The sequence below is a fragment of the Phenylobacterium sp. genome, assembly GCF_004297125.1.
Lineage (GTDB): Bacteria > Pseudomonadota > Alphaproteobacteria > Caulobacterales > Caulobacteraceae > Phenylobacterium.
Window position 1 is genome coordinate 1 of sequence record NZ_SCVD01000003.1, and the last position, 22,593, is coordinate 22,593.

The following is a 22,593-nucleotide window of genomic DNA, read 5'->3' on the forward strand; positions in this document are numbered from 1 at the left end:
GGCCCTGCTGAAGATCATGGAGGGCACCGTGGCCTCCGTGCCGCCGCAGGGCGGGCGCAAGCATCCCCAGCAGGAGTTCCTGCAGGTCGACACCACCAACATCCTGTTCATCTGCGGCGGCGCCTTCGCGGGCCTGGAGAAGATCATCTCCGCGCGCGGCCAGGGCACGTCGGTCGGCTTCGGCGCCAAGGTGCAGGATCCGGACGACCGCCGCACGGGCGAGATCTTCCGCCAGGTGGAGCCGGACGACCTGCTGCGCTTCGGCCTGATCCCAGAGTTCATCGGCCGTCTGCCGGTGATCGCCACCCTGGACGACCTGGACGAGAAGGCCCTGGTGAAGATCCTCACCGAGCCCAAGAACGCCTTCGTGAAGCAGTACATGCGTCTCTTCGAGATGGAGAACGTGGGCCTGACCTTCACCGACGACGCCCTGAACGCCGTGGCCCGCAAGGCCATTCAGCGGAAGACCGGCGCGCGGGGCCTCCGCTCGATCCTGGAAAGCATCCTGCTCGAGACCATGTACGAGCTGCCCACCTACGACGGCGTCGAAGAGGTGGTGGTCAACGCCGAGGTCGTGGAAGGCCGCGCCCAGCCGCTGATCATCTACGCCGAGCGCCGCGACAAGGGCGGCGCGGCCTAAGCTGATCCGGGCCGGTGGCCCATCTGCACGAACCCTGCGCCCGCGGCTCCGCAAGAGCCGCGGGCGCTGTCGTTTCGGACCGTCCCGAAGCGGCCCGCCGCCTCGTTCTGGCCGGGACGGTGCTTGGGTCCAGCCTGGCCTTCATCGACGGGTCGGCGGTCAGCCTGACCCTGCCGATCATGCAGCTTGAGCTGGAAGGCGACGTCGCCTCCGCGCAGTGGATCATGAACGCCTACGCCCTGCTGCTGGGCGCCCTGGTGCTGGCCGGCGGGGCGGCGGCCGACCGCTATGGCCGCAAGCGGGTGTTCCTGGCGGGCGTGGTGCTCTTCACCGCCGCGTCGCTCGGCTGCGGCCTGGCCCCCAGCCTGCCGGTCCTGATCGCCGCGCGCGCGGTCCAGGGCATGGGCGCGGCCCTGCTCACCCCGGCCAGCCTGGCCCTGCTGGGCGCCACCTTCGACGCCAAGGGGCGTGGGCAGGCGGTGGGGATCTGGGCGGGCGCCAGCGGGCTGATGAGCGCCGTCGGGCCGGTGCTGGGCGGCTGGCTGACCGACGCGGTCTCCTGGCGGGCGGTGTTCCTGATCAACCTGCCCATCGCGGCGCTGGCGATCTGGCTGGTGGCTTCCGCCGCCCGCGAGAGCAAGGGCGAGCAGACCGGGCCAGTGGACTGGCGGGGCGCGGTCGTGATCACCCTCAGCCTGGCCGCCATCACCTGGGCGCTGACCGACGCGCCGAAGCTGGGGTTCACGAGCCCGCCGATCCCGGCGGCCCTGGTCCTGGGCCTGGGCGGACTGGCGGTGTTCCTCGCCGTCGAGCGCCGGGCGCGGAACCCGATGATGCCGTTGGACCTCTTCAGGTCCGTGCCCTTCTCCGGGCTGAACGCCTACACACTGCTGCTCTACGGAGCGTTCGGCGGGGCGATGTTCCTGCTGCCGTTCCTGCTGCTGCGCGTGCACCAGTATCCGACCGCCCTCGCCGGGGCGGCGCTGCTGCCGCTGTCGGTGGGCCTGGCGGCGCTCTCGCCCGTGGCCGGGCGGCTGGCGGCCCGCGTCGGCGCCCGGACGCTGCTGGTCGCCGGCCCTGTGCTGGTAGCGGCGGGTTTCGGGCTGCTGGTCTGGCGGGCGGCGGACGCGGCCTACTGGACGGGCGCGTTTCCCGGCCTTGCGGTCATGGCGCTGGGCCTGGGCCTGGCCGTGGCGCCGCTCACCGACGCGGTGCTGGGCGCCGTGCCCGACCAGCACGAAGGCGCCGCCTCGGGGATCAACAACGCCGTAGCCCGGATCGCGGGCCTGCTGGCCGTGGCGCTGGTGGGCTTCGTTCTGGCCGGATCGGGGGCCGAGGCGATCCTGTCCGGCTACCGGATCGCCCTGACGGTCGCCGCGGCCGCGGCGGTCGGCTCGGCGGTGATCGCCCTGCTGACGGTGGGGCCCTCGCGCAAGCCCGCCTGACGGCTTGCAGGAATATGATGATCGTCATCTAATGGCGGCATGAGCAAGTCGATCATCGTCATCGGCGCCGGCGACGCCCTGGGCGGCGCCATCGCCAAGCGGTTCGCGCGCGAGGGTTTCGAGGCGGTGATCGTCCGCCGCAACGCCGACCAGCTCGAGCCCCTGGCCGAGGCCATCCGTGCCGAGGGCGGTCGGGCCCATCCCTTCGGCGTGGACGCCCGCAACGAGGAGCAGATGGTCGCGCTCTTCGACGCCGTGGAGGAGAAGATCGCGCCGATCGAGGCCTGCGTCTTCAACATCGGGGCGAACGTCAATTTCCCGATCGCCGAGACGACGAGCCGCGTCTTCTTCAAGGTCTGGGAGATGGCCTGCTTCTCCGGCTTCCTGGCCGGGCGCGAGGCCGCCAGGCGCATGGCGCCGCGGGGGCGGGGTACGATCATCTTCACCGGCGCCACCGCCTCGATCCGGGGGCGGGAAGGGTTCGCCGCCTTCGCCTCGGCCAAGCACGGCCTGCGCGCGCTGAGCCAGAGCATGGCGCGCGAGCTGGGGCCTCAGGGGCTGCACGTGACCCACACCATCATCGACGGGGCGATCGACACCGCCTGGATCGCCGAGAACTTCCCCGCCCGCTATGCGCTCAAGGACCAGGACGGCATCCTCAACCCCGACCACATCGCCGACGCCTACTGGATGCTGCACGCCCAGCCGCGCGACGCCTGGACCCACGAGCTGGACCTGCGGCCCTGGATGGAGAGCTTCTGATGGCCAAGGTGCTGGAGTTCCTCTTCGACGTCGGCAGCCCGGCCAGCTACGTCGCCTACAAGCGTCTGCCCGAGATCGCCGCGCGGACGGGCGCCACCGTTGACTACAAGCCCTTCCTACTGGGCGGGGTGTTCAAGGCGACCGGCAACCATTCGCCGGCCGAGGTCCCGGCCAAGGGCGCCTGGACCAGCGTCGACCTGGCCCGCTTCGCCCAGCGCCACGGCGTGCCGTTCCAGCGCAATCCGTTCTTCCCGATCAACACCCTGCATCTGATGCGCGGCGCGGCCGGGCTTCAGGACGATCCGCGGTTCATGGCCTATCTGGACGCCGTCTTCGAGGCCATGTGGCGCGACCCGAGGAACCTGGGCGATCCGGCTGAAATGGCGCCGGTTCTGGCCCGCGCCGGTGTCGGCGGCGACGAGTTCCGCGCCCTGATCGAGCGCGACGACGTCAAGGCCCGTCTCAAGGCCACGACCGAGGACGCCGTGGCCCGCGGCGCGTTCGGCGCCCCGACCTTCTTCGTCGGCGGCGAGATGTTCTTCGGCCAGGACCGGCTGGACTGGGTGGAAGAGGCGCTGGCCGCGTGACCCCGACGGGGCCACATTGAGCCCATGTCCCTGATCCGCGCCCTCGACCACGTCAACATCCGCACGGCGGACCTCGCGGCCACCAAGGCCCTGTTCGTCGACGTCCTGGGTCTGGCCGAGGGCTGGCGGCCGCCGTTCCCGTTCCCCGGCGCCTGGCTCTACGCCGGCGACAAGGATGTGGTGCATCTGGTGCAGGTCGACCGCCCGGCCGCCGCCTCGGACGGCTCCAGCCTGGACCACTTCGCCTTCGACATCGCCGACTACGACGAGGCCCTGGCCCGCGTGGAGAAGACCGGGCTCCAGCACCGCGCAACCACCACCCCCGGAACCTCGGTGAGACAGATCTTCGTCCGCGACCCCAACGGCGTGACCATCGAGCTCAACTGGAAGGGCGACCGGCCGCGAGGGTAGGGGCGAGTGCCCAAACCCACGATCGCTAGCTCACGCGGATCACGACCTTGCCCATATGTCCGCCGCGTTCGAGGTGGCTGAAGGCGTCGTGAGCCTCGCCGAAGGCGAAGACCCGGTCGATGACCGGCTTCAAGCCGGTGGCCGCGACGACGCGGGTGAGCTCCAGCAGCCCAGCGCGGTCACCGACGGTGATATTGCGAAAGCTCGCGCCGCTCATTTTGAGCTGGAAGAAGTCGATGCCAGGGTTCTCGGTGCTGAGGAAGCCGATGGACGCGATCTCGCCGCCCAGCGCGACCGCGCGGAGGGACTGGGCGATGGTGCCGGGTCCGCCAACTTCGACAACCCGGTCCACGCCCCTGCCGCCGGACAGCGCGCGGACCGCCTTTCCCCATTCCGGGTCATCCGCGTAGTTCACAACCTCCGCCGCCCCTAAAGCCCTCAGTTGGTCGGCCTTGGCGGCGCTGGAGGTCGTGGCAATGACCGTGGCTCCGGTGGCGCGAGCAAGTTGTAGGGCGAAGATCGAGACGCCGCCGCTGCCCTGTACGAGCACCGTATGCCCGGCGCGTATCGGCGCGGGCCCCGTCAGGGCCGTCCAGGCGGTGAGGCCGGCGCATGGCAACGTGCAGGCCTCCTCGTAGGACAGGCCCTCGGGCAGGCGGACCACGGCCTCCTGGCTGATCGCCTTGAATTCGCATAGCCAGCCGTCGCTCTCGGCCCCGTAGCTGTCGCTGGCGATCGTCGACGGCATCTCCCCGCCGAACCACCGCGGGTGGAAGGCGCCCAGCACGCGGTCGCCGACCTTGAAGGCCTGGACGCCCTCGCCCAACGCTACGATCTCGCCGGCGGCGTCGCTGACCGGGATCAGGCCGGGAACGCACTTGCGCGGGTAACGCCCCCGCAGCATGGCGATGTCGCGGAAATTGAGTGAGACCGCATGTACGCGCACCAGCACCTCGCCGCGCTGCGGCGCCGGGTCGGCCTCCTCCCGCAAGCGAAGCTCTTCCAGACTGTCAAAGCTATCGAAGCGATACGCTCTCATTGCTGACCTTCGACCCTGACCTCTGCCGACGTCCCGTCGTCGGGCCGTCATGCGCCAAGCGTTCCGGCCTGTCGATGTCGACGATAGCCCTGACGCGATCTCGCCCGGCGGCCAGGCTGGCATTCACCCCTCCATACCGCCAGGTCCGTTCCTGACGCGCTGCCATGTCCATTCCCGACGTGGAAGCCCCGCTCCACGACATCGATCCCTCCGCCTGAGCAGCGCGAGGCGCCCCGCCCGCTAGCGCGGCTTCCCGAACTTCAGCACGAACTGGTCCGTCTTCCCGCGGATCGACTTGTCGAACACCGTGGCGGTCAGCGGGTCCTTCGGGTTGGCCAGCAGCCTGCTCTCGCCCTCGAACCGGAAGCCCGCGGCCGTCACCTGCTGCTTCACCGTTGCGACGTCGATCCGGTGCAGGGTGTCGGTCTCCTTCATGCCCGTGCCTGGCCGGCCGCGATGGTCGACGATCACGAACAGGCCCCCAGGCTTCAGCGCCTTATAGACGGCGGCGTTCAGGACGGCCGGGTCGACCTTGCCCATGAAGGGGTCCGGATAGTCGTGGTAGTTCTGCGACGTGAAGACCAGGTCGAGCGGCTCCGGCGCGCTGAACGCCCGCGCGGGCTGGGTCATGACGCGGACGTTGGTGAAGGGCGCCGCGGCGGCCATCTTGCGCATCACGTCGGAGTCCGGCTTGGAGACCTTGTCGTACTCGTCCGGCCAGACGGCGTAGACCCTGCCCGACGGCCCGACCGCGAGGCTGAAGAGCCGGGTGAAATAGCCGCCGCCGGGGATCAGGTCATAGACCTTCTGACCCGGCTTCACCTCGGCGAAGGCGACCAACTCCGGCCCCTTGCGGCGGGCGTCGTTCTTGACGTCGGCGGCGCGGGCCGGATTGCCCACGACGGCCGAGGGCAGGGCGGCGCCGGCGCCCGTCGGCGCGGCGAGGACGGCGGCCAGCAGGGCGGCGAGGAGGGGGCGTTTCATGGGCGTTCCCGGTTGGATCGGCGACCAGCCGAGCCTAAGCCGAACCCTCCCCGCAGGGACACACTTGAGACAAGCGGCGCGAAACCCTATCTGGGCGGTTGTGTTCGGGGCATGAGCTTGCGCTAGACCCGGCGTCCTTCCCGCTCAAGCTGACATATGTGGGGCGATGGGACGCAGTGTCGCGCATGGTTCTTGCGGCGCTTGAAAGGCGTTCGAAACCGTCCACATAAATCATCGAGCCAACGCCGAGGTCCGGCGACGGGTCGTCCGACTCAAGCGCATCGTTTGAGTGACCGCGATCCGATAGGCGAGGTCTGAGACAAAACAGGCCCGCCAGGAGTTAGAGCAATATGTCAGAGATCAAGATCCTCCCGATCCTGCCTTTGCGGGATATCGTGGTCTTCCCCCATCAGCCGGTTCCGCTGTTTGTCGGCCGGGAGAAGTCCGTTCGCGCCCTTGAGGAAGCCATGCGCGCCGAGGGCAAGCAGATCCTGCTGGCGACGCAGAAGGACAAGGACGACGACGACCCGTCGCCGAACGCCATCTATGACGTCGGCGTGGTCGCCACCATCCTGCAGCTGCTGAAGCTGCCCGACGGCACCGTGAAGGTGCTGGTCGAGGGCAAGGCGCGCGCGGGCGTCACCCGGTTCACGACGACGGGCGACTACTACGAAGCCGAGATCGCCATGGTCCAGGAAGACGGCGCGGGTTCGCCCGAGGCCGAGGCCCTGAGCCGCGCGGTCGTCGAGCAGTTCGAGAACTACGTCAAACTGAACAAGAAGGTGCCGCCCGAGGCGCTGGCCGCGATCCCGCAGATCGACAACCCCAGCGAGCTCGCCGACCGCATCGCCGGCCACCTGTCGGTGAAGATCGCCGAGAAGCAGCAGCTTCTGGAAGTCTTCAACGTCGTGAAGCGCCTGGAGAAGGTCTACGCCCTGATGGAGGGCGAGATCTCGGTCATGCAGACCGAGAAGAAGATCCGGAACCGCGTGAAGCGGCAGATGGAGAAGACCCAGCGCGAGTACTATCTGAACGAGCAGATGAAGGCGATCCAGCGCGAGCTGGGCGAGCAGGACGACCACCGCGACGAGCTGCTCGAGCTCGAGAAGAAGATCAAGAAGACCAAGCTTTCCAAGGAAGCCCGCACCAAGGCCGAGGCGGAGCTGAAGAAGCTGCGCAACATGAGCCCGATGTCGGCCGAGAGCACGGTCGTCCGGAATTACCTGGACTGGCTGCTGTCGATCCCGTGGGGTAAGGCCAAGCAGAAGCCCATCGACCTGCAGAAGGCCGAGGACATCCTCAACGAGGACCACTACGGCCTCGACAAGGTCAAGGAACGGATCCTGGAGTACCTGGCGGTGCAGAGCCGCGTGGGCACGCTGAAGGGCCCGATCCTGTGCCTGGTCGGCCCTCCCGGCGTCGGCAAGACGTCCCTGGGCCGCTCGATCTCCAAGGCCACCGGCCGCGAGTTCGTGCGGGTCTCCCTGGGCGGCGTGCGCGACGAGGCCGAGATCCGCGGCCACCGCCGCACCTACATCGGCTCCATGCCGGGCAAGATCATCCAGTCGATGAAGAAGGCCAAGTCGACCAACGCCTTCTTCCTGCTGGATGAGATCGACAAGATGGGGTCCGACTATCGCGGCGACCCGTCCTCGGCCCTGCTCGAGGTGCTGGACCCGGCGCAGAACTCGACCTTCGGCGACCACTACCTGGAAGTCGACTACGACCTGTCGCCGGTGATGTTCGTCACCACGGCCAACTCGCTCAACATGCCCCAGCCGCTGCTGGACCGCATGGAGATCATCCGGATCCCCGGCTACACCGAGGACGAGAAGGTCGAGATCGCCAAGCGGCACATCCTGCCGAAGCTGACCAAGGACCACGGCCTGACGCCGGAAGAGTTCGTGGTGCCGGAAGACGCCATCCGCGGCCTCATCCGCTACTACACCCGTGAAGCCGGGGTCCGGAGCCTGGAGCGCGAACTGGGCAACCTGGCGCGCAAGACCGTGCGTGACCTGGGCCGCGAGAAGCTCATCTCGATCACGATCGACGATGCGCGGCTCGAGAAGTACGCCGGGGTCAAGAAGTACCGCTACGGCGAGACGGACGCGGAGGACGCGGTCGGCATCATCACCGGCCTGGCCTACACCGACTTCGGCGGCGATATCCTGACCATCGAGGCGGTCAAGATGCCCGGCAAGGGCCGCATGTCCATCACGGGCAACCTGAAGGACGTGATGAAGGAATCGATCGCGGCGGCGAACAGCTATGTCCGCAGCCGGGCCACGAAGTTCGGCATCGAACCGCCTTCCTTCGAGCGGACCGACGTCCACATCCACGTGCCGGACGGCGCCACGCCCAAGGACGGCCCGTCCGCCGGCGCGGCCATGGCCACCGCCATCGTCTCCGTCCTGACGGGCATCCCGATCCGGGCGGACATCGCCATGACCGGCGAAGTCACGCTGCGGGGCCGGGTGACCGCCATCGGCGGCCTGAAGGAGAAGCTGCTCGCGGCCCTGCGCTCCGGCGTGAAGACCGTGCTGATCCCGCAGGAGAACGAGAAGGACCTCGCCGACATCCCGGAGAACGTGAAGTCGGCGCTGGAGATCATCCCGGTCAACACCATGGATGAAGTCCTGGCCAAGGCCCTGACCCGTCAGCCGGTGGCGATCGAGTGGACCGAACCGGTTCCGGTCGCCGTCGCCGTTCCTGACGACGACGCGGCCGACGCCATCGGCATCCACTAGTTCGAAAACATGGTATCGCCGCCGGCCTGGCGTCGGCGGCGATCAAATTCTGTGACAAGGCGCGGCGCGGGAGCGATTCCCGCGCCGCTGCCGTTTGACGGCCACGCTTTGTCATGCCTGAATTCGAGCAAGGCGTAGGCGGGCGCGGCCCAAGATCCTCCACGCCAAAAATGAAAATTGGGCTGGGAGAAAACACATATGACGAAGGCCGAACTCGTCTCGGCGATCGCCGACAGGGCGGGCTTGAACAAGGCGCAGGCTAAGGAAGCCCTCGACGCCTTCATGGAGTCCGTCTCGCACTCGCTGAAGGCGGGCAATGAGGTCCGTCTCGTGGGATTTGGAAGCTTCGTGCCCGTGAAGCGCGCCGCCGGCATCGCGCGCAATCCGCGGACCGGAGAGAAGGTGAAGCGCCCGGCGACGCAGACCTGCCGCTTCCGCGTCGGCGACTCGCTGAAGAGCACTCTGAACAGCTAGAACGATCGGGGGGACCTGGAAGGGGCGGCCGTCTGACGCGGCCGCTCTTTTCGTTTGGCCCGGGCGCCGGCGCGCGCTAGGAAGCCTGCCTCTTCGGGGAGTAGCCGTCCGCAAGACAGCGGAGCCCGCGTCAACAGACTTGGCCTTTCGGGCCATGGCGCGTGCGGCGGACCGTCCAGGTCCGGATTGGCGAGACCGGCGATGCGGCCTCCATAGCCCACGGGCGCGGCGGAGGATCTGCGTCGTCGTGTCGAACGCCGCGTCCCGAGTGTGCGCCCTTGGAACCCTTCTTCATCTCCGCCGGCCTCGTGGCCATCGCCGAGATCGGCGACAAGACCCAACTGCTGGCCATCGTCCTGGCCGCCCGGTTCCGCCGCCCTGTCCCGATCATCCTCGGCATCTTGGCCGCGACGCTGGCGAACCATGGCCTGGCCGCCACCTTGGGCTTCGTGGTCGCGGAGTACCTCACCGGGCCCGCGTTTCAGATCCTGGTCGGCGTCGGCTTCGTCGCCATGGCCGCCTGGGCGCTCATTCCCGACAAGGACGACGAAGAAGCCGGCAATCGCACGGCCGGCGGCGTGTTCCTGACGACCCTCGTCGCGTTCTTCCTGGTGGAGATCGGCGACAAGACCCAGATCGCGACAACTTTGCTCGCGGCCCGCTTCCATGACATCTTCGTCGTGGCCGCCGGCACCACCCTGGGCATGATGCTGGCCAATGTGCCCGCCGTGTTCCTGGGCGAGGCGGCCACCAGGATCGTGCCCCTGCGCTACGTCCGGATCGCAGCCGCCGTCGTGTTCGCGCTGATCGGCGTGTGGGTGCTCGCAGCCGCGCTTCTTAAGCCGGGATTCCACGTCTAAGGTCCCGCCGGGTTTGGAGAATCCGATGACTGCGACCACGGCCCGCGACGGCGATACGGCCTTCCTTGGCCACCCGAAGGGGCTGGGCTTCCTGGCCTTCACGGAGGCCTGGGAGCGGTTCTCCTACTACGGCATGCAGTCGCTGCTGGTGCTCTACATGACCAAGATGCTGCTGCTGGCGCCGCACGTGGAGCAGATCGTCGGCTTCGCCGCCTTCGAGCGCGTCATCCAGTTCGTCTACCACCCGGGCGCCTCGACGCAGGCGATCTCGTCGGCGATCTTCGGGCTGTACTCGAGCCTGGTCTACCTGACCCCGATCCTGGGCGGCATCCTGGCCGACCAGCTGTTGGGCAAGACGCGGACGATCATCCTGGGCGGCCTGCTGATGGCGGCGGGCCACTTCCTGATGGCCTTCGACAGCAGTTTTCTACTGGCGCTGCTATGCTTGGTGCTGGGGACCGGCTGCTTCAAGGGCAACATCGCCGGCCAGGTGGGGTCGCTCTACGGCGACAGCGACCTGCGCCGGGCCGACGCGTTCCAGATCTTCTACCTGGGCATCAACGCCGGCGTGATCGCCGCGCCGCTGATCGCCGGCACCCTGGGCGAGAAGGTCGGCTGGCACTACGGTTTCGGCGTCGCCGGGATCGGCATGCTGATCGCCCTGGTCATCTACATGATCGGCCGCCGCCACCTGCCGCCCGATCCGCCGCTGCGAGGCAAGGCGAAGGTCGCCAAGCCGAAGCTGCAGCCGGGGGAGGGCCGCACGGTCGCCCTGCTGATCCTGCTGCTGCCGGTGCTGTCGGCCTCGGTGCTGGCCAACCAGCAGATCTTCAACGCCTATCTGGTCTGGGCCGACCGCAGCGTCGACCTGACCTTCGGCGGCGACAAGGTTCCAACCACCTGGCTGATCACCCTCGACAGCGTGATGTCGGTCTCGTTCCTGGCCGGCATGGTCGTCTTCTGGCGGCTGTGGGCCAAACGCTTCAAGGAACCTGACGAGATCGGCAAGCTGACCATCGGGGCCTTCGTCTCGGTGACCGGCGTCCTGTCGCTGGCCGCCGGCGCGATCATCGCCGAGCAGACAGGGACCAAGGTCTCCATCTGGTGGTGCGTGCTGTTCCACATCCTGAACAGCATCGCCTTCGCCAACATGCTGCCCGTCTCGCTGGCGCTCTACGCCCGCGCTGCCCCGGCGGCCATGGGCGGCACGATCATCGGGATCTATTACCTGCACCTGTTCGCCGGGAACCAGACGGTCGGCATCCTGGGCACCCTCCTGGAGAAGATGCCCGCCAGCCAGTTCTGGCTGATGCACGCGGCCATCGCTGCCGGGGCAGGCGTGGTCTTCCTCATCGTCGGCCGGTTCTTCGCCAAGTGGCTCAGCCACGAGAACACCAGCGAGGCGCGGGGACGGGCGGTCTAGGCTTGGCCACAGAACTTGATCTAGAAGCGTCCTGCGGGCGGCTAGCTCAGTTGGTTAGAGCACCTCGTTTACACCGAGGGGGTCGGGGGTTCGAGCCCCTCGCCGCCCACCAGCCTTCGCGCCACGAGCGCTACGGCCGGCGCCTGGGAGAAGGATATGAAGCCATGGCTCGCGGTTCTCGTGGGCGCGATGTTCGCATCGGCGGCCATGGCTGAACCCGCCACCGTCCAGGACTACATGAGCCAGCCCCAGGCGAAGGCGGATGCGCACATCGCCTACGGCCCCGCGCCGGCCCAGGCGGTCGAGCTGTTCCTGCCGAAGAGCGCGGGGCCGCATCCCGTCGTCGTGCTGATCCATGGCGGCTGTTATCTCGCGGAGTATCAGGGCCTGCCGCAGACCAGCGGCATGGCGGCCGACCTGGCGCGGCGTGGCTATGCCGTCTGGAACGTCGAGTACCGCAAGCTGGGCGAGCCCGGTGCGGGGTATCCGGGCACGTTCCTGGACGTGGCCGATGCCGTCGATCGCATCCGCGCCGAGGCTCCGAGGTACGGGCTGGACACGAAGCGGGTGCTCGCCGTGGGCCATTCCGCCGGCGGGCACCTGGCGCTCTGGGCGGCTTCGCGGGCCCGGCTGCCGAAGACGAGCCCGCTATGGCGGGGCGATCCGCTGAGGATCCGAACCGTGGTCAGCCTGGGCGGCATCGGCGATCTGGAGGGCCAGGGCGACATCTTCGCCGGGGCCTGCGGGCCGGAGCCGATCCCCAGGATCATCGGCCTGGCCGACCGCGCCGACGCCTACGCCGACACCTCGCCCGCCGAGCTGCTGCCCAGCGGCGCCCGCGTGGTGATGATCTCGGGCGTCCTGGACCATGTGATGCCCCCGGCGACGGGAAAGGCCTACACGGCCCGCGTCCGAAAGGCGGGTGACCAGGCCGAGGCCATCGCGATCCCGGGCGCGACCCACTACGACGTGGTGATCCCGACGACGGAGGCCTGGAAGACCGTCGTCGCGCCAGCGATCGAGCGCGAAGCCGCCAGGCTGCGCTGATGCGCTACCGCCCGCTCGGACGCACCGGCCTGACCGTCTCCGAACTCGGCTTCGGATGCGCCAGCTGGTGGGGCAAGCCGCGGTTCGACGAGCGCACGGCCGTCGGCCTGGTCCATGAGGCGATCGATAGGGGCGTGACCCTGTTCGACACCGGCGCCAGCTACTCGGCGGGCGAGGCGGAACCGCGGTTGGGACGGGCGTTGAGAGGCGGTGACAGGTCGCGCCTGGTCATCGCCACCAAGGCCGGCACCTACCACGCCGGCGGCGGCCGGATCGCGCGGGACATGTCGCCGGCGGCCATCGCGGCCAGCGCCGAGCGAAGCCTCGGGAACCTCGGCCTCGAGACCCTGGGCCTGTTGCAACTCCACGGCCCGTCGGTCCACGAGCTGGACGCGGCGATGGAGACCCTGGCGGCGCTCAAGGCCCGGGGCCTGGTCAGGGCCGTCGGCCTGAACAGCTTCGATCCGGCCGTCATCGACCATGCCATCGGCCTGCCGGGCGTCGACGTCGTGATGGTGGACTACAACGTCCTGCGGCCGGAGCGGGAGCCGCTGATCGCGCGGGCCGCGGCGGCGGGGAAGGGCGTGCTGGCCGGGATGCCGCTGGCCATGGGTCATACCCGACCGCTGGTGGAACGCCTGCGCGGCCCGCAGGACCTCTGGTACGCCGCCCGCGCCCTCGCCAAGCACCGCGGAGAGCTTCGCCGCGGCGCGCGCTTCCGCTTCCTGCATCGCCTGCCGGAGGTGACCGGGTCGCAGGCCGCGCTCGCCTACGTCCTGGCCAACCCCCGCCTCAGCGCCGCCGTCTTCGGGGCGACCCGCCCGGAGCACCTGCGCGAGAACCTGGCGGCCTCCGGGCTGGCGCTGCCGAGCGGGGTGCTCGCCCGCATCCATGCCGCACAGAAGGGTGTCCCCTGACGTCACGTGAGGACTTCCGCCAGCCGTATGCGGGAGTCATGTTGCTCGCCAGAACAACGATAACCTACGGGCAGGAGCACCATGGCCGACGTTCCCGAGAACCTCGAGGATGTGCTGAAGGACGCCCATCTGCCGGCGCTGCTGACGGCGCTGGTGCATATGACCGGCGAGACCGGCTGGCTGCGGCCAGAGTGGACGCCGGTCTACAATTCGATGGACCGCAACGACATCGGCATCCCTGCGGAGCGGCAGGAGGAGGCCCGCAAGGCCGCCGCCGAGGCGATCCGCGCCTACCTGGGCGGCAAGCCGCTGCAGATGGCCAGCACCGATACGGCCACCCTGCGCCGCCAGATGGACTTCGTCGCCGGCGCGCCGATCCCCGAGCAGTACGTGGACTTCCTGGTCGACGAGCTGACCCTGGCCGGCAAGAGCACCAAGGACCCGCAGTTCGAGCAGCCGCAGCTCCAGGCCGCCGCCCGCAGGCTGAAGGTGCTGGTGATTGGCGCGGGCATGACCGGCCTGCTCGCCGGCATAAGGCTCAGCCAGGCCGGCGTGCCGTTCGAAATCGTCGACAAGAACGCCGACGTGGGCGGGACCTGGTTCGAGAACACCTATCCCGGCTGCCGGGTCGACAACTCGAACCACATGTACAGCTACTCGTTCGAGCCCAACCACGCCTGGCCGCAGCACTTCTCGCCCCAACCGGTCCTGCTGGAGTACTTCCGCGGCATCGCGGCGAAGTATGACCTGCGCAAGCGCATCCGCTTCGAGACCCTGGTCGAGACCGTGGCCTGGGACGAGGGCCGCGCCTTGTGGCGCGCGACGCTCAAGGGCAAGGACGGCCGAACCGAGGTGATTGAGGCCAACGCCGTGATCACCGCCGTCGGCCAGCTCAACCGGCCGCGGATGCCCGACATCGAGGGTGTGGGCAGTTTCGAGGGCCCGGCCTTCCACTCCGCCGAATGGCGGCACGACGTGGACCTGAAAGGCAAGCGGGTCGGCGTGATCGGGACCGGGGCCTCGGCCTACCAGTTCGTGCCGGAGATCGCGCCGGAGGTGGCGCAGATGACCGTGTTCCAGCGCTCGCCGCCCTGGGGTCTGCCGGTCCCGCACTACCACGACAGCGTGCCCGAAAACATGAAGTGGGTGCTGGAGCACGTGCCCTACTTCGACAAGTGGTATCGGTTCTACCTGTTCTGGAGCACGACCGAAGGCTTCCTGCCGATGGTGAAGTCCGATCCGAGCTGGAACGGCGGCCCCGACGCCGTGGGCCCGGAAAACGCCATGCTCCGCGACATGGTGATCGAATCGTACCGGGCGCAGATGACCGTGCGGCCCGAACTGCTGGACAAGGTGACGCCCAAATACCCAATCGGCGGCAAGCGCGCGGTGCTGGACAACGGCGTGTGGCTGGCCGCCCTGCAGCGCGACAACGTCGAGCTTGTCACGGAGAAGATCGCGCGGATCACGCCCAAGGGCATCGTCACGGCCGACGGCGTGGAGCACGAATACGACGTGCTGATCTACAGCACCGGCTTCCAGGCCTCGAACTTCCTGTCGTACCTGAAGGTGAAGGGCCGGGGCGGGCGCGACCTGCACGAGACCTGGGGCGGCGACGCCAAGGCCTATCTGGGCATGACCGTGCCGGGCTTCCCGAACTTCTTCATCACCTACGGCCCGAACACCAACATCGTGGTCAACGGCTCGATCATCTTCTTCTCCGAGTGCTCGGTCCGCTACATCGTGGGCTGCCTGAAGCTGCTGGCGGACACCGGCGCGCGCGCCTTGGAGGTGAAGACGGCGGTGCATGACGACTTCAACCGCCGGGTGGACGAGGCGAACGCCGGTTGGGCCTGGGGCTCGCCCAAGGTTTCGAGCTGGTACAAGAACAGCTTCGGCCGGGTCAGCCAGAACTGGCCCTTCGGCCTGATCGACTACTGGCGCGCCACCCTGGCCCCGAATCCGGACGACTTCGTCCTGGAGAAGACGCCGGAGCCGGTGGCCTAAGCGTCAACGGCGGTGAGGGCGAGCAGGGCGAACGACGCCAGCCAGTGCTCGCCCATGTAGTCGCCGGCCACGTGCGGCAGGCTGGCGGCGAGGTGGCGCGCGGCGGCGTCCTCCATCGCCGGCCGGGCCGGATCGTCGGAGGGCAGGGCCGCGGCGAGTGCGCGCCAGCACCAGGCGCGCGACAGGTTCAGGCCGTCCAGGTGGGCGATCTTGCCGTCGGTGCGGTCGGTGACGAGGGCCGGCGCGAACAGGGTCGCGGGCCGGGCCTCGTCGGCGTGCGGCAGGTAGTCGGCGAACCAGGTCTGGAAGGTGTTGTCGGGCAGGAGGCGCCGCAGGCATTCGGCCGTCATCAGGGTCGGGGAGAGGAAGTCGTCGCCGGACGGCTCCCAGGCCTGGGCGTGGCGGTCGGCGAGATACCAGTCACGGGCCTTGGCCTCGAACAGCGCCAGCAGGTCGCCGTCGCTGGTGGCGGCCGCATAGTCGCTGGCCAGCGCCAGGGCGAAGGCGGTCGAGGAGTGTACCCCGGTGCGGACCGGGTAGGCGGCGATGGGCAGGAAGTCGCGGAACCGCTGGGCGAAGGCTTGGGCCAGGGGCCGGTGCGTCGTCGCCCAGGGCGTCTCGTGGAGCAGGAGCTCGGCCTGGAGCTTCAGCAGCCAGGCCCAGCCGTAGGGGCGCTCGAAGCCCCGGGCGGACGGGCGCAGGAGGTAGGCGACCTCGGCGGCGACCTTGGCGTGGGTGAAGGCGTCGTCGAACAGGTCGCGGATGGCGGGCGCCTCCGGGATCTGCGGGCAAAGGCGCAGGACGGTGGCCAGGGTCCAGTAGCCGTGGACGCAGGAGTGCCAGTCGAAGCTGCCGAAGAAGATCGGGTGCAGGTCACGAGGACCCTTCACGTCCTCAGGGCCGGCGAGGACGTGGTCCATCTTGTTCGGGTATTCGCGGGCGACGTGGCCCAGCGCGAGGCGCGCGAACTGCGACGCCAGCTCCGGCGCGAGGCGGCTAACGGAAGGCGAGGACATACATCAGCACCACGTTGGCGATCAGCAGCGGAAGCGCCGTCGGGATCTGCGCCTTGATCACGGCATAACGATCCGGCAGCTCCAGCAGAGCCGCCGGCACGAGATTAAAGTTGGCGGCCAGCGGGGTCATCAGCGTCCCGCAGAAGCCCGAGAGCATGCCGATCGACGCCACCACGGCCGGGTCGCCGCCGAACTTGTGGATCAGGATCGGCAGGCCGATGCCGGCGGTCATCACCGGGAAGGCGGCGAAGGCGTTGCCCATGATCATCGTGAACCCGGCCATGCCCAGGCAGTAGACGGCCACCGCCGTCAACCGGGCGTCCATGGGGATCCAGGTGGTGACCAGGTCGCCGATCACCTGGCCGACGCCGGCCAGGGCGAAGATTGCGCCCAGCGCCGCCAGCATCTGCGGCAGCAAGGCGGCCCAGCCCACCGTGTCCATCAGCCGGCGGCCTTCCTGCAGCGGGCTGATCAGCGGCTGGCGAAGCAGGATCAACGCCACGCCGACCGCGATGACCGCGGCGAGAGCCAGGGAGAGCGGCGTCGCCTGCTTGGGATCGAGCAGGGGCGTCCCGCCGAACTCCAGCGGCTTCAGGACCAGCACGCCGAACGCCACCACGACGGGCAGGGTGAGGGCGGGGATGAAGAGCTTTTCGCCGAACCGCTCGGCCAGGACCTTGCGTTCCTCCAGCGAGGTGGTGGCGGGCTGGCCGCGGCCGAGCAGGCCGAAGCCGGCGATGGCGGCCAGGCCCAGCACCAGGATGCCATTGCCGAGGTCGCCCAGATGGTCGCCGGCCAGGTAGCTCACCGCGACCAGGCCCCAGAAGACCGCATTGCCGAAGCGCTTCCTGTTGTTGGCGTCCATGGCGCTCAGCACCGCGAAGGCGCCGAACACCAGGCCGGACAGGATGTAGACGGCGGAGAGCTTGATCATGCGCTTGGCCCTTGCCGCAGCTTGCGGTCGAAGAGCAGCAGCCGGCCGGCGTGCAGGACGAACGCCACCAGCGCCGTGGGGATGGCCCACATCGAAAGATGGAGCGGCTCGATCACGATGCCGCTGGTGGCCAGGAAGCCCACCATCAGCAGAATCGAGCCGATGGCGATGAAGATGTCTTCGCCAAAGAACAGGCCGATGTTGTCGGTGGCCGACGCCATGGCCCGGGTGTCCTGCCGGGTCTGGTCGCTGAGCTCGCCGGTGCGCGCCTCCACGGCGCCCTCGGCCATCGGGGCGACCATGGGGCGGACGCTCTGGGCGTGGCCGGCGATCGAGGTCAGGCCCAGCGCCGAGGTGATCTGCCGGAAGGCCAGGTAGCCGATCAGGAAGGGGCCGACCGACACGCCCTTGAACCGGGCGATCAGCGACCGCGCGCGCTCCTGCAGCCCGGCGCGCTCGACCACCCCGATCACCGGCAGGACCAGGTAGGCGGCGGTGACGAAGCGGTTCTCGTTGAAGGCCCTGCCGAAGGCTTCCAGCACCTCGACGGGCGAGAGGCCGGCGGCCAGGCCGGTGACGAAGGCGGCGATGGTCACGACCAGCAGCGGGTTCAGCCGCACGGCGAAGCCGACCACCACGGTGGCCACGCCCAGAAGCGTCAGCATGCCGGTCCCTCAAGCGATTCCGCGGCCATTGGAGCGGCTGGCGGCGGCTTGGGCAACGGCCTAGAATCCGGGGTCATGAGCCAGCCCCGCGATCCGGACCGGGACCACGACGAGGTCGATGAGGCGGGCGAGGAATCCTTCCCCGCCAGCGACCCGCCACCCTGGACCCCGCCCGGCCGCAAGGGCCCCCTGGACGGCTGACGACCTCGCCGGCCGACTCGTTCTGAGCCGCGAAGGCCCGAAGGCGGGCGGCGAGAGATCCAGTTCCTGGCGGACCTCGGCGCTGAGCCATTGGCGAAGCCGGCGAACTTCCGCCCAATACTCCATCCTGAAGTCGGCAGACGATGAGCGCGACGGTGTTGGCGCTCTGCCTTCGCTACCGCTAGGTTCGAACGAAAGACATCCGGGGGACCGTCGATGAACAGGCTCTGGGGCGCGGCGCTCGCGTTCGTATTGGCGGTCGTCGCCGGCGCCGCCGCCGTGGCGCAGGTTCCGGCCCAGCCGCCCGCCGACCCGGGCCCGCCGCTCAGCGGCTATCCTCGCAACGCCCTGCGAGCGCCGACGCCTGCGGAACTAAAGACTGCCACCTACGTCCGGGATGTCATCTACGGCCACCGCGACGGCATGGCGCTGACCTACGACGTCTTCAAGCCGGTGAAGAGGGCCAATGGCGCGCTTGTGGTCAACATGGTGTCGGCCGGCTGGAGATCGTCATGGGCCCCGCCGGAAGAACGCCAGGCCCGCTATCAGGCGCTGATCGACAAGGGCTTCACCGTGGTCGCGCTTTACCACGCGTCTGCGCCGCGTTTCCAGGTTCCGGACGCGGTCTCAGACGTCCGGCTCGGGATGCGCCACATCAAGCTGCACGCCGCTGACTACGGCGCCGATCCCGCGCGGATCGGCGCGTGGGGCGCGAGCGCAGGAGGCCATCTCGCTCTCGTCGCCGGCGTGATGGCCGATGACGGGGACCCCACGGCCGCCAACCCGCTGGAGCGTTCGGGCAACCGTATAGCAGCCGTCGTCGCCTACTTCCCGCCCACCGACCTGGCGGCCCTCCTCCAGGGCCGCCCGAAGGGCGGCGCCATCGCGTTCGACGACAAGCTCCTTCCGTCCGTCTCGCCGATCCTCAGCGTCGATGCGCGCGATCCGCCGACGCTGATCCTGCATGGCGACGCCGACAAGGGCGTGCCGCCCTCACAGGCCGAAGCCATGCACGCGGCCCTCGACAAGGCCGGCGTGGAAAACAAGCTGAAGATGTACCCGGGCGCCGACCACGACTTCTACGTCAAGGGCGACCCGGCCAAGACCGACGCGTACGCCACCGACGCCATGAATGCGATGGTCGGCTGGTTCGAAGGCCACCTGAAGAAGTAGTCCCTCGGCGCCGCTGACCTGAGGTTCGTCATCCTGGCCGGCGGCGGTTAGCGGCGCGTCAGCCAGGCGTCGGCCAGGGCCAGGAAGCCGGCCACCGGGACCACCTCGGCGCGGGCTTGGGGGTCGAGGCCTGCGGCGGCGATCAGGTCCTCGCCGCCCAGCACCTTCAGGCTGGAGCGCAGCATCTTGCGGCGCTGCCCGAAGGCGGCGGCGGTGATCCTCTGCAGGGCGTCGAGACGTTCGGGGCTGGGCCGGTTGGCGAGCGGCTCCAGCCGTACGACGGCGGAATCCACCTTGGGCGGTGGGGTGAAGGCGCGCGCCGGGGCGTCCATCACCCGTTGGGCCCGGCAGGTGGCCTGGACGATGACGCCCAGCCGGCCGTAGGCGTCCTCGCCGGGTCCCTCGGTGATCCGGTCGGCGACCTCGCGCTGGAACATCAGGGTCAGTGACCTCGGCGTCCACGGGCCGGTCAGCCACTTGATCAGCAGCGGCGTGCCGACGTTGTAGGGAAGATTGGAGACAAGATGCGCGGGCTGGTCCCCGGCGATGGCGGCCTCGTCGGCCTTCAGCGCGTCGCCGAACACCAGGGTCAGGCGGTCGCTGGCGTCGGCCACCTCCTGGAGCAGGGGGGCGAACCGCTCGTCCTTCTCGATCGCCGTCACGCGCGCGCCGGTCTCGAGCAGGGCGCGGGTCAGGCCGCCGGGACCGGGGCCCACCTCGATGACGTGGTCGCCGTCGCCCACCTGGGCGAGCCGGGCGATCTTGCGGGTGATGTTGAGGTCCAGCAGGAAGTGCTGGCCGAACGACTTCCTGGCCCACAGGCCATGGGCCTCGAGCGCCTCGCGCAGGGTCGGCAGGCTGTCGAGGCTCAAGGGCGTCGCCGCGCGATCTCGTCGGCCAGGCGGATGGCGGCCATCAGGCTGTCGGGCCGCGCGATTCCCCGCCCGGCGATGTCGAAGGCGGTGCCGTGGTCGGGCGAGGTCCGCACGATGGGCAGGCCCAGGGTGACGTTCACCCCGCCCCAGAAGTCCAGCATCTTGATCGGGATCAGGGCCTGGTCGTGATAGAGGCACAGCGCCGCGTCATAGGTCTCGCGCACCTCCGCCGGGAACAGGGTGTCGGAGGGGTAGGGGCCGCGGGCGTCGACGCCCAGGTCCTTGAGCGCCCGGACCGCCGGCTCGACGATCTCGACCTCCTCGCGTCCGATCGTCCCGCTCTCGCCCGCGTGGGGGTTGAGGCCGGCCACGGCGAGGCGCGGCCTGGCGATCCCGAAGTCCCTGCGCAGCGCCTGGGCGGTGACCAGGCCCGCGTTGACGATCGCCTGGATGCTGAGTTTTCCGGAAACCTTGGCGAGCGGCTCATGCACCGTGACCAGCGTGACCCGCAGGTCGGCGGCGGTCAGCATCATGATCGGGCCGCGCGCGCCGTCGAAGCTGGCGGCGGAGGTCAGCTCTCCCAGGAATTCGGTGTGACCCGGGAACTTGAACCCGGCGGCGTAGAGCGGGGCCTTGGCGATCGGCGCGGTCACGACGCCGGACACAGTCCCGGAGAGCGCCAGGCCCACGGCCGTCTCGATCCACTGGATGATGGCGCTGGCGGCGGCCGGCGTCGGCTGGCCCGCCACGACGGGGCCGCGAAGAGGCAGGTCCAGGACGGGGATGGCGTCTGGGAACGCCGCCAGCGTCTCGTCCGGGTTCGAGATCGAACGCACCAGGGCCCGGCTGGAGGTGGGCGCCGACGCGATCGCCTGGGCGTCGCCGACCACGAAGAACGCCGGCCCGTCGGCGCGCAGCGCCCGCCAGGCCTTGACGACGATCTCCGGGCCGATGCCGGCGGGATCCCCGAGGGTGAGTGCGAGCGGTCCCGTCTTCACCGCCGCCTGCGCCTCACTTGGTTTCGATGGTCGCCGAGTTACGCAGATCGCGCATGTAGCGGCGCGCGATCATGCTCAGTTGCTGGCCGCGCAGGCGGCGCTCGATCTGCTCCTTGTCGGCCTGGCCCGCGCCGGCCGAGCGGCGGCCGCAGACGGCGATCAGGTGCAGGCCGACCGGCGTGCGGATCGGGTCGGAAACCTCGCCCACCTTCAGCTTCTCGGCCGCATCGCGGAAGGCCGGCGCCAGGTCGGCGACCTCGGCCTCGCCCAGATCGCCGGCAATGACGCCCTGCGAGGGGTTGGCCGCGGCGTCCATGGCCGCGCAGTCCTTGATCTGCGGCTTGATCGCCGCGAGCTTGGCCCGCGCCGCGGTCTCGTCGTCGGGGGTGGCGGTCTGCGGCAGGCCGATGGCGACCTGCTTCAGGTTGACCAGCGTGGCGTTGCCGCCGGCGCGCTTGTCGCGGAGGTAGAGGATGTAGACGCCGTCCTTCACCGGGATCGGCTGCGAGAGCTGGCCCGGGCGCATCTGTTCGAGCACGGTCTGGACCTCGGGCGGCATCTCGCCGGGGCTGACCCAGCCGGCGTCGCCGCCGTTGGCCGCGGTGGGCAGGGCCGAGAACTGGCGGGCGACGGCGGGGAAAGGGGCGCCCTGCTGCATCTGGGTCACCAGTTGCTGGGCGCCGGTCATGGCCTGCTGCATGCCGCCGACCCGGTTGGCGTCGATCAGCACCTCGCCGATGTTGTACTGGGGCTTGGCGGCCTGGGCGGTGAGCAGGGCCTGGGTGGCGGCGATCTGGTCGTCGCCGACGCGCAGGCGCGAGCCGTAGCGGCCCTGGATCCAGCGCGACCAGCTGACCTGTGCGCGGAGCTGCTGCTTCAGGGTGTCCTGCCCGATGCCGCGTGAGGCCAGGAACGCCATGAACTGCTCGGGGCTCATGTTGTTGCCCTTCGCCATCTCGGCGATCTCTTCATTGATCTCCGCGTCGTCGGCGAGGATGTCGATCTTCTGTTCCTTCTCGACGCGCCGCAGTTCCTGGAACTGCAGGTGCTCGTCGACCAGGGACACCAGCGCCTCGCGCTGGAACTGTTGAAGGTTTTCCTGAGTGGGCTGCACGCCCGAGGTGGCGATCAGCAGGCGCATGCGCTGCGCCAGGTCGTAGGTGGAGACGATGTCGTCGTTCACCACGGCCGCCACCGATTCGGAGAGGCCCTGCGGCGCGCGCGGCGCGGCGGGGGCAGGGTCCTCGGCCGGCGCTGTGCCGACCGCCTCGCTTGCCGGTTGCTGCGCCACGGCCTGGGGCGCCGCCGCCACGGCGACCAGGGCGCAGGCGAAGGCCGCGCTCCTCGCAGTGGGACCGGTCAGATAACGCATCATGGACGAGAGTCTT

Annotated in this window: 22 protein-coding genes, 1 tRNA gene and 1 riboswitch; of the genes, 15 read left to right on the plus strand and 8 right to left on the minus strand. The window is 69.4% G+C overall.

Annotated elements, in window-relative coordinates; genetic code table 11:
* From EPO51_RS02195 to EPO51_RS02215, 5 genes are all read left to right on the plus strand, one after another.
* A partial coding sequence (locus EPO51_RS02195; RefSeq protein ID WP_293345520.1) for an AAA family ATPase occupies positions 1 to 640 on the plus strand: 640 nt, incomplete at its 5' end.
* A gap of 119 nt (positions 641 to 759) precedes the next feature.
* The gene (locus EPO51_RS02200; RefSeq protein ID WP_293345522.1) at positions 760 to 2,085 is read left to right on the plus strand and encodes a DHA2 family efflux MFS transporter permease subunit; all 1,326 of its coding nucleotides are present in this window, start codon (positions 760 to 762) and stop codon (positions 2,083 to 2,085) included.
* A 39-nt stretch (positions 2,086 to 2,124) separates the two neighbouring features.
* The gene (locus EPO51_RS02205; protein ID WP_293345524.1) at positions 2,125 to 2,847 is read left to right on the plus strand and encodes an SDR family oxidoreductase; all 723 of its coding nucleotides are present in this window, start codon (positions 2,125 to 2,127) and stop codon (positions 2,845 to 2,847) included.
* On the plus strand, positions 2,847 to 3,434 hold the full coding sequence (locus EPO51_RS02210) for a 2-hydroxychromene-2-carboxylate isomerase (protein WP_293345527.1): 588 nt from the start codon (positions 2,847 to 2,849) through the stop codon (positions 3,432 to 3,434). The genes EPO51_RS02205 and EPO51_RS02210 overlap by 1 nt, the downstream gene beginning before the upstream one ends.
* Before the next feature lie 24 nt (positions 3,435 to 3,458).
* A complete protein-coding gene (locus tag EPO51_RS02215; RefSeq protein WP_293345529.1) occupies positions 3,459 to 3,845 on the plus strand; it encodes a VOC family protein in 387 nt (128 codons plus the stop codon).
* A 25-nt stretch (positions 3,846 to 3,870) separates the two neighbouring features.
* Here EPO51_RS02215 and EPO51_RS02220 read toward each other — a convergent pair whose 3' ends face one another.
* Positions 3,871 to 4,836 carry a zinc-dependent alcohol dehydrogenase family protein gene (locus EPO51_RS02220; protein ID WP_293345531.1) on the minus strand — a complete coding sequence of 322 codons (966 nt, stop codon included), beginning with the start codon at positions 4,834 to 4,836 and terminating at the stop codon, positions 3,871 to 3,873.
* 288 nt (positions 4,837 to 5,124) lie between these two features.
* Positions 5,125 to 5,868, minus strand: coding sequence for a class I SAM-dependent methyltransferase (locus tag EPO51_RS02225; protein ID WP_293345533.1), 744 nt, complete (start codon positions 5,866 to 5,868; stop codon positions 5,125 to 5,127).
* Positions 5,869 to 6,218: 350 nt separating this feature from the next.
* Between EPO51_RS02225 and lon the strand changes: the two genes are divergently transcribed.
* The 8 genes from lon to EPO51_RS02265 all read left to right on the plus strand — a co-directional run bounded on the left by lon (position 6,219) and on the right by EPO51_RS02265 (position 15,343).
* Positions 6,219 to 8,615 (plus strand): endopeptidase La, encoded by a 2,397-nt coding sequence (gene lon, locus EPO51_RS02230; protein WP_293345535.1) that lies wholly within the window; start codon positions 6,219 to 6,221, stop codon positions 8,613 to 8,615.
* 198 nt (positions 8,616 to 8,813) lie between these two features.
* Positions 8,814 to 9,089 (plus strand): HU family DNA-binding protein, encoded by a 276-nt coding sequence (locus EPO51_RS02235; RefSeq protein ID WP_293345537.1) that lies wholly within the window; start codon positions 8,814 to 8,816, stop codon positions 9,087 to 9,089.
* A gap of 88 nt (positions 9,090 to 9,177) precedes the next feature.
* Positions 9,178 to 9,277: riboswitch (yybP-ykoY riboswitch) on the plus strand.
* 90 nt (positions 9,278 to 9,367) lie between these two features.
* Entirely contained in the window at positions 9,368 to 9,949 is a 582-nt protein-coding gene (locus EPO51_RS02240) for a TMEM165/GDT1 family protein (protein WP_293345539.1), read from the plus strand.
* Between the two features lie 25 nt (positions 9,950 to 9,974).
* Positions 9,975 to 11,372, plus strand: a complete 1,398-nt coding sequence (locus tag EPO51_RS02245; protein ID WP_293345541.1) for a peptide MFS transporter — start codon at positions 9,975 to 9,977, stop codon at positions 11,370 to 11,372.
* Positions 11,373 to 11,407: 35 nt separating this feature from the next.
* Positions 11,408 to 11,484: transfer RNA gene (locus tag EPO51_RS02250), tRNA-Val, on the plus strand.
* Positions 11,485 to 11,528: 44 nt separating this feature from the next.
* Entirely contained in the window at positions 11,529 to 12,419 is an 891-nt protein-coding gene (locus EPO51_RS02255) for an alpha/beta hydrolase family protein (RefSeq protein WP_293345543.1), read from the plus strand.
* A complete protein-coding gene (locus EPO51_RS02260; protein ID WP_293345545.1) occupies positions 12,419 to 13,336 on the plus strand; it encodes an aldo/keto reductase in 918 nt (305 codons plus the stop codon). The genes EPO51_RS02255 and EPO51_RS02260 overlap by 1 nt, the downstream gene beginning before the upstream one ends.
* Before the next feature lie 81 nt (positions 13,337 to 13,417).
* Positions 13,418 to 15,343 carry a flavin-containing monooxygenase gene (locus tag EPO51_RS02265; protein ID WP_293345547.1) on the plus strand — a complete coding sequence of 642 codons (1,926 nt, stop codon included), beginning with the start codon at positions 13,418 to 13,420 and terminating at the stop codon, positions 15,341 to 15,343.
* Here EPO51_RS02265 and EPO51_RS02270 read toward each other — a convergent pair.
* From EPO51_RS02270 to EPO51_RS02280, 3 genes are read right to left on the minus strand one after another with little or no spacing between them, the layout of a single operon-like run.
* On the minus strand, positions 15,340 to 16,359 hold the full coding sequence (locus EPO51_RS02270; protein WP_293345549.1) for a DUF2891 domain-containing protein: 1,020 nt from the start codon (positions 16,357 to 16,359) through the stop codon (positions 15,340 to 15,342). The genes EPO51_RS02265 and EPO51_RS02270 overlap by 4 nt on opposite strands.
* The gene (locus tag EPO51_RS02275) at positions 16,340 to 17,293 is read right to left on the minus strand and encodes a DUF979 domain-containing protein (protein WP_293345551.1); all 954 of its coding nucleotides are present in this window, start codon (positions 17,291 to 17,293) and stop codon (positions 16,340 to 16,342) included. The genes EPO51_RS02270 and EPO51_RS02275 overlap by 20 nt, the downstream gene beginning before the upstream one ends.
* Positions 17,290 to 17,958 (minus strand): DUF969 domain-containing protein, encoded by a 669-nt coding sequence (locus EPO51_RS02280; protein ID WP_293345553.1) that lies wholly within the window; start codon positions 17,956 to 17,958, stop codon positions 17,290 to 17,292. Before EPO51_RS02280 ends, EPO51_RS02275 begins: the two co-directional genes overlap by 4 nt.
* A 75-nt stretch (positions 17,959 to 18,033) precedes the next feature.
* Here EPO51_RS02280 and EPO51_RS02285 point away from each other — a divergent pair, with 75 nt between their 5' ends.
* Positions 18,034 to 18,159, plus strand: coding sequence for a hypothetical protein (locus EPO51_RS02285; protein WP_293345555.1), 126 nt, complete (start codon positions 18,034 to 18,036; stop codon positions 18,157 to 18,159).
* Positions 18,160 to 18,375: 216 nt separating this feature from the next.
* Positions 18,376 to 19,332, plus strand: a complete 957-nt coding sequence (locus tag EPO51_RS02290) for an alpha/beta hydrolase (RefSeq protein WP_293345557.1) — start codon at positions 18,376 to 18,378, stop codon at positions 19,330 to 19,332.
* 47 nt (positions 19,333 to 19,379) lie between these two features.
* Here the strand turns inward: EPO51_RS02290 and rsmA are convergent, their stop codons facing one another.
* Genes rsmA through EPO51_RS02305 form a run of 3 tightly spaced genes read right to left on the minus strand, consistent with a single transcriptional unit; the run spans position 19,380 to position 22,580 of the window.
* Positions 19,380 to 20,204 (minus strand): 16S rRNA (adenine(1518)-N(6)/adenine(1519)-N(6))-dimethyltransferase RsmA, encoded by an 825-nt coding sequence (gene rsmA, locus EPO51_RS02295; protein WP_293345559.1) that lies wholly within the window; start codon positions 20,202 to 20,204, stop codon positions 19,380 to 19,382.
* Positions 20,201 to 21,205, minus strand: coding sequence for a 4-hydroxythreonine-4-phosphate dehydrogenase PdxA (pdxA, locus tag EPO51_RS02300; RefSeq protein WP_293345561.1), 1,005 nt, complete (start codon positions 21,203 to 21,205; stop codon positions 20,201 to 20,203). Before pdxA ends, rsmA begins: the two co-directional genes overlap by 4 nt.
* A 13-nt stretch (positions 21,206 to 21,218) precedes the next feature.
* Positions 21,219 to 22,580, minus strand: a complete 1,362-nt coding sequence (locus tag EPO51_RS02305) for a peptidylprolyl isomerase (RefSeq protein ID WP_293345563.1) — start codon at positions 22,578 to 22,580, stop codon at positions 21,219 to 21,221.
* Positions 22,581 to 22,593 lie beyond the last annotated feature (13 nt).